The 6,461-nt window shown below is 71.9% G+C and carries 7 protein-coding genes; 4 read left to right on the top strand and 3 right to left on the bottom strand.

Annotated features, from left to right (window positions below; all coding sequences use genetic code 11):
• Positions 1-295, top strand: a 295-nt coding sequence (locus tag ACFV4N_RS37735; protein ID WP_499677468.1) for a hypothetical protein, incomplete at its 5' end; no start/stop codon positions are given.
• 31 nt (positions 296-326) lie between these two features.
• Here the strand turns inward: ACFV4N_RS37735 and ACFV4N_RS37730 are convergent.
• On the bottom strand, positions 327-1,712 hold the full coding sequence (locus tag ACFV4N_RS37730) for a KamA family radical SAM protein (protein ID WP_499677467.1): 1,386 nt from the start codon (positions 1,710-1,712) through the stop codon (positions 327-329).
• 108 nt (positions 1,713-1,820) lie between these two features.
• On the opposite strand from ACFV4N_RS37730, the gene ACFV4N_RS37725 reads away from it, so the two are divergent.
• From ACFV4N_RS37725 to ACFV4N_RS37715, 3 genes are read left to right on the top strand one after another with little or no spacing between them, the layout of a single operon-like run.
• Positions 1,821-2,336 carry an FxsA family protein gene (locus ACFV4N_RS37725; RefSeq protein WP_499677466.1) on the top strand — a complete coding sequence of 172 codons (516 nt, stop codon included), beginning with the start codon at positions 1,821-1,823 and terminating at the stop codon, positions 2,334-2,336.
• A gap of 56 nt (positions 2,337-2,392) precedes the next feature.
• Positions 2,393-3,352 (top strand): TIGR03885 family FMN-dependent LLM class oxidoreductase, encoded by a 960-nt coding sequence (locus tag ACFV4N_RS37720; protein ID WP_499677465.1) that lies wholly within the window; start codon positions 2,393-2,395, stop codon positions 3,350-3,352.
• Entirely contained in the window at positions 3,349-4,887 is a 1,539-nt protein-coding gene (locus ACFV4N_RS37715) for an alpha-amylase family protein (RefSeq protein WP_499677464.1), read from the top strand. Before ACFV4N_RS37720 ends, ACFV4N_RS37715 begins: the two co-directional genes overlap by 4 nt.
• 150 nt (positions 4,888-5,037) lie before the next feature.
• Here ACFV4N_RS37715 and ACFV4N_RS37710 read toward each other — a convergent pair whose 3' ends face one another.
• Positions 5,038-5,577 carry a hypothetical protein gene (locus ACFV4N_RS37710; RefSeq protein ID WP_499677463.1) on the bottom strand — a complete coding sequence of 180 codons (540 nt, stop codon included), beginning with the start codon at positions 5,575-5,577 and terminating at the stop codon, positions 5,038-5,040.
• Between the two features lie 239 nt (positions 5,578-5,816).
• A partial coding sequence (locus ACFV4N_RS37705) for a response regulator (protein WP_499677462.1) occupies positions 5,817-6,461 on the bottom strand: 645 nt, incomplete at its 5' end.

Here is a 6,461-nt window from a genome sequence, read left to right as displayed (position 1 = left end):
GGGCGCGGAGGGCGTGGCGCGGTTGCGGGTGGACTGGCGGACGGGGGCGAGCAGCAAGTCGAGCGTGGTGGTGTGCGGTGAGGTGGAGGTGTGGTTGGACCACACGGCGATGACGGGGTTCGCGTGCCGGGGTGGCGAGTTGCTGGCGTCGTGGGGGAGTGACGGTCGGACGCCGCGGAAGGTCGCGCACTACCGGCCGTTGTACGCGAGCCTGTTGTCGGGTCGGCCGGACCCGGTGCTGGGGTTCGAGGTGGCGTCGGCGTTGACCGCGCTGCACGCGGGTGCCGGCGGGTGAGGCCGGTGGGGTGGTGGCGCGTCCGGGGTGGTCAGTCGCGCTGCTGGGTCCACCAGCGGCGGCCGGCGTCGCCGAGGGTGGAGATGGGGTCGTAGTAGGGGTGGCGGCGGTCGAGGGCCTGGTCGTCGTCGAGTTCGATGCCGGTGCGGTAGTTCTTGGTCCAGTAGGAGATGCCGAGGTCGCGGTCGTAGTCGTGGAGCTGGTGGACCCAGCGCTTGCCGACGTAGGGGACGTCGCAGACGATGCGCGGGGTGGCGTAGCCGGGCAGGTAGCCCATGATGGCGTGCTGGAGCGCCTGTGCTTCCCAGACGGCGAGGCGCCAGTGCTCGGCGTTGGGGATCATGTCGCACATGTAGAAGTAGTAGGGCAGCACGTTGGCCTCGCCCTGGAGGGCGAAGCAGAGGTCGAGCAGGTCGTCGGGGGTGGCGTTGACGCCCCGCATGAGCACGCCCTGGTTGCGCACGTCGCGGACGCCGACTTCGAGGGCGGTGCGGGCGGCTTCGGCGACCAGGGGGGTGACCGACTGGGCGTGGTTGACGTGGGTGTGGATGGCGAGGTTGACGCCGCGGCGGGCGGCGGTGCGGGCGACGCGTTCGAGTCCTTCGACGACCTTGGGCTGGAGCCAGTGCTGGGGTAGTCCGGCGAGGGCCTTGGTGGCCAGGCGGACGTCGCGGACGGTGTCGATGTCGAGCAGCCGCATGAGGAAGTGCTCCAGTTGCGCCCAGGGGACGTTGGCGACGTCGCCGCCGGAGACGACGACGTCGCGGACGCCGGGGGTGCGCTTGAGGTAGTCGATCATGCGGTCCTGGCGGTCGACGGGTTTGAGCGCGAGCTTGTGCTTGGCGACCTGGGGGGTGGAGTTGCCGACGAGGTCCATGCGGGTGCAGTGGCCGCAGTACTGGGGGCAGGTGGAGACGAGTTCGGCGAGGACCTTGGTGGGGTAGCGGTGGGTGAGGCCTTCGACGACCCACATCTCGGCTTCGTGGAGGGAGTCGCGGGTGGAGTGGGGGTGGCTGGGCCAGTCGGGGTCGCGGTCGGAGGCGACGGGGAGCATGTAGCGCCGGATGGGGTCGGCGAGGAAGGCGGCGGTGAAGCCGTCGGGGTCGAGCGGGGCGTCGGGTGCGGTGGTGTTGAGCATCTGGGGCGGGACCAGCATGGACATGGTGGCCAGGTGGTGCTGGTCGGAGGCGAGGTCGTCGTAGAAGCGGTCGGTGAGCAGGTCGCCGGTGACGTCCCGGAGTTGCTTGGGGTTCTTGACGCAGTGGGCGCGCTGCCACTGGGCGTCGCGCCACTGGGCGTCGGTGACGTGGCGCCAGCCGGGGAAGCGGCGCCAGTCGGGTTCGACGAGTTCGCGGCGCGTGTAGGTGTAGGGCTGGGGGGTGGCCGTGACGGGGGCAACTTCGTGCAGCGCAGTCATCCATACTCCCTACAGCGTGAGTGGCCTGAAGATATGCTGCCAGAAGGCCGGTTCGGCGTAAATATTTCGGCCGGGAGCGTTTTGGGGTGCTCGTGCGTTGAGTGGGGTATGCGCGTGTTCGCGGTACTGGTGATCGGCCTGGCCGTCGAGGTGACCGCCCTGGTGGCGGCCTTCGGCGCCTGGGGCCCGCTGACGACCCTCGGGCTGCTGCTGTTGGGCGGCGTGGCGGGTTCGGTGCTGTTGCGGCGGGAGGGGACGCGGGCGCTCGGCGCGTTCTCCGAGGCGCTGCGGACCCGGCGGGCGCCGCACCGGGAGGTGGCCGACGGCGTGCTGATCGCCGCGGCGGCGTTCCTGATCATCGTGCCGGGCTTCGTCAGCGACGTCGCGGGCCTGCTCCTGCTGTTCCCGCCCGTGCGGCGGCTGATCGGCGGGCGGATGGCGCGGCGGGCGGAGCAGCGGGAGCGGGAGATGGTGCTCAACCTGCGTTACGGGCGCGACCCGAGGGCCGGTGGCGCGGTGGTCGACGGGGCCGTGATGGAGGGCGCGGTCGTCGACGGCGCGGTGGTCGAGGGTGACGTGGTGGACGTGCGGCCCGAGGCGTCCCGGCGGCCCGAGCTGCGCTGACGCCCGCCGCGGCCGGGTGGGTGTCGCCGAAGCGGACGTTGGGTACGTGAAGCGGCATGACGGTCATCGGTGTGCACGCCTCGCACGAACAGGTCCACCCCAGCGCGCTCCTGGCCGCCGTCCAGCGGGCCGAGCAGGTCGGCTTCGACGCGGCGATGTCCTCGGACCACTTCTCGCCGTGGAGCACCCGGCAGGGGCAGTCCGCGTTCGCCTGGTCGTGGCTGGGCGCCGCGCTCCAGTCCACGGGGCTGCCCTTCGGCGTGGTCAACGCGCCCGGCCAGCGCTACCACCCGGCGATCATCGCCCAGGCCATCGGCACGCTCGGCGCGATGTACCCGGGCCGGTTCTGGGCGGCGCTGGGCAGCGGCGAGGCCAGCAACGAGCACATCACCGGCGAGGTGTGGCCGGACAAGGCCACCCGCAACGCGCGGCTGCGCGAGTGCGTCGAGGTGATCCGGGCGCTGCTGCGGGGTGAGGAGGTCACCCACCGGGGGCTGGTGACCGTGGACCGGGCCAGGGTGTGGACCCTGCCGGAGGAACCGCCGCCGCTGATCGGCGCGGCGGTGAGCGAGGAGACCGCCCGCTGGTGCGCGGAGTGGGCCGACGGGCTGATCACGGTCAACGCGCCCGTCGAGCGGCTGGAGCGGATGCGCGACGCCTACCGGGAGGCGGGCGGGAAGGGCAAGCTGCACCTGCAGGTGCACCTGAGCTGGGCGGAGTCCGAGCAGGAGGCGGTCGCGCTGGCGCACGAGCAGTGGCGCAGCAACGTGTTCGCCCCGCCGGTGTGCTGGGACCTCGACCTGGCCGAGACCTTCGACATCGTCTCCGAGCACGTCACCGTCGAGCAGGTGGCGAACGTGGTCAACATCTCCACCGACCTCGGCCGGCACGCCAAGGTCCTGCGCGAGTACGCCGACCTGGGCTTCGACGAGATCTACCTGCACCACGTGGGCCGCGAGCAGGAGCGGTTCCTGGACGCCTTCGGCGAGCACGTGCTGCCGGAGGTGCGGGCGTGAAGCTGACCCGCACCGCGGACCTGTGGTGGAAGAACGCCGTCGTCTACTGCCTGGACGTGGAGACCTTCCACGACTCCGACGGCGACGGCTACGGCGACTTCCGGGGCCTGATCCAGAAGATCGACCACCTGCACCGGCTGGGCGTGACGTGCCTGTGGCTGATGCCGTTCTTCCCCACGCCCGACCGCGACGACGGCTACGACATCACCGACTTCTACAACGTCGACCCGCGGCTGGGCACGCTGGGCGACTTCGTGGAGTTCGTGCGCACCGCCCGCGACCGGGGCATGAGGGTGATCGCCGACCTGGTGGTCAACCACACCTCGAACCAGCACCCCTGGTTCCAGGAGGCCCGCGACCCCGACTCGCCGCGGCACGACTGGTACGTGTGGGCCGACGAGAAGCCGGCGAACGCGGACGAGGGCATCGTCTTCCCCGACAAGGAGAAGTCGCTGTGGACCTACGACCGCAAGGCGGGCAGGTACTACCTGCACAAGTTCTACCGGCACCAGCCCGACCTGAACGTGGCCAACCCGGCGGTGCGCGACGAGATCGCCCGCGTCATGGGCTTCTGGATGGAGCTGGGCCTGTCGGGGTTCCGCGTGGACGCGGTGCCGTTCCTGCTGGAGGCGCCGGTCGAGGCGCTGCCCGACCCGCACGACTACCTCGGTGACCTGCGGGCGTTCCTGTCGCGGCGCAACGGCGAGGCGGTGCTGCTGGGCGAGGTGAACCTGCCCTACACCGAGACGATGAAGTTCTTCGGCGACAACGACGGGGTCGGCGACGAGCTGCACATGTGCTTCGACTTCATCGGCATGCAGCAGATGTTCCTGTCGCTGGCGCGCCAGGAGGCCAGCCCGCTGGCCCACGCGCTCAAGGAACGGCCGCAGCCGCCGCGCGACTGCCACTGGGCGACGTTCGTGCGTAACCACGACGAGCTGACCCTGGACAAGCTGACCGTGCCCGAGCGCCAGGAGGTCTTCGACGCCTTCGGCCCGGAGGAGGACATGCAGCTCTACGGGCGGGGGCTGCGCCGCCGCCTGCCGTCGATGCTGGGCGGCGACCTCAAGCGGGTCAAGATGGTCTACAGCCTGCTGTTCTCCCTGCCGGGCACCCCCGTGCTGTTCTACGGCGAGGAGGTCGGCATGACCGAGGACCTGTCGCTGGAGGGCCGGGAGGCCGTGCGCACCCCCATGTGGTGGGACGCCGCCGCCGAGCAGCGCCGCGACCCCGACTCGCTGCTGTCGTGGGTCCGCCTGCTGGTCGAGCGCTACCGGGAGTGCCCGGAGCTGGCGTGGGGGGAGTTCCAGGTGCTCGACACCGCCGAGCCGTCGGTGCTGGCCCACCGCTGCGACATCGACGGCGGCACCGTGTTGGCCGTGCACAACCTGGCCGGCCGCGACGCCACCGTGGAGATCGACGGGCTCGAGGGCGAGCTGACCGACCTGCTGGTGGACGGCACCGTGCCGGTGAAGGACGGCGTGGCCCGGGTGGAGCTGGGCCCCTACGACTGCCGCTGGTTCCGCCAGGGCTAGCCGCGGGCGTCCGGCGCCCCCACCTCCTCCTCCGGGGGCGTCGGATGTCGGTGGCCGGGTCCGGCGCCGGCCCCACGCGGCGAGAGCCCCGGATCGACGGCGAGGGCCCCGCGTTCCGGGGGGAACGCGGGGCCCCGGTGCGCGTCGCGGTCAGCAGCCGCCGCAGTTGTAGTAGGTGACGTCCCAGTGGTTGCCCTCCAGGTAGTAGATGTTCACGGAGCCCGACTGCCACTTGCTGCCGCCGATGGAGGTGAAGGTGTTCTTGACGTAGGAGTCGAGGCAGCTGGAGAGCCGGTAGTCCAGCTTGTAGCCGTTCCAGTGGCTGTAGGTGCCGCTGGCGTGGCCGGTCTCGGTGCCGCCGGTGATGGTCAGGGCGCAACCGGTGGCGCGCTTGAGGGTTTCCGCGCCCTGGATGGTGGTCAGGTTGACCTGCTCGAACGAGGTGCAGGTCGAGTTGTACCGGTCGCTGCACCCGCCGCTGGAGGTCCAGGAGATGCCGGCGGTGCGCAGGCGGGAGGTGGCCTGGGCGTGGGTCAGCTTGGTGACCAGCGCGGTGACCGGGGTGTCGGCGGCGGGCTGGAACACCGGCTCCCGGTCGGCGGGGGCGGCCGAGGCGGAGGTGGCGCCGGCGACGGTGAGCAGTGCGGCGGCCGCGGCGACGAGCGCGGCGCGGAACCTGCTGGTGCGCATGGTTGTCCTTTCGGCGGGCAGCCCTCGTGGACCCGGGGTCGGCCGGGTCGAGAGCAGGGTGGGCTACGGGACACCCGCGGCCGTCGGAGTGCGAGGGCGGCGGCCGCGGGAGGGACGTCCCGCGCGACACGTTACGAGCCGGCGGCTTCCCGCACAGCGGCCAAGTGGGAGATTTTCCGCCTGTTCGCGTCGAGGTAACGTCACGCGTTCGGCACACCGAACCCGCCCCGGCTCGGGGATCAGGTGAGCCGGTAGCCGTGGGCGGGGCGGTTGGCCATGCCGTAGCGGGGCTGCACCTCGGCCTTGCCGACGCTGACCAGGTGCTCCAGGTACCGCCGGGCGCTGACCCGCGACAACCCGGCCCGCTCGCCGACCTCCTGCGCCGACAGGTCGCCCGTGGTGGTCCGCAGCGTGTCCAGCACCAGCCGCAGCGTCACCGCCGACAGGCCCTTGGGCAGCGCGCTGCGCGGCCGGTGCTGCAGCAGCTGGTCCACCTCCTCCTGGTCCAGCCACGGCCCCAGCCGCCGCACCTCGGCGCGGCGCGCCAGGTACTCCCGCATCCGGTCCAGGAACGCGGTCCGGGTGAACGGCTTGACCAGGTAGTGGTCGACGCCGCGGGACATCGCCTGCCTCACGGTCTCCCGCTCGCGCGCCGCGGTCACCGCGATCACGTCCACCTGCGGCCCGGACCGCGACCGCAGCCGCGCCAGCACCTCCAGCCCGGAGATGTCGGGCAGGTGGATGTCCAGCAGCACCAGGTCCGGCCGCAGCGACTCCACCGCGCGCAGCGCCTCCGCGCCGCCGTGCGCCTCGCCGACCACGGTGAACTCCGGCAGCGACGCCAGGAACCCGCGGTGCACGGCGGCGACCGCGAAGTCGTCGTC

Origin of the sequence: Actinosynnema sp. NPDC059797 (assembly GCF_042732085.1) — a bacterium.
GTDB lineage: Bacteria > Actinomycetota > Actinomycetes > Mycobacteriales > Pseudonocardiaceae > Actinosynnema.
Note: the sequence above shows the minus strand (reverse complement) of the source record. Positions and strands in the feature narration are given on the sequence as shown.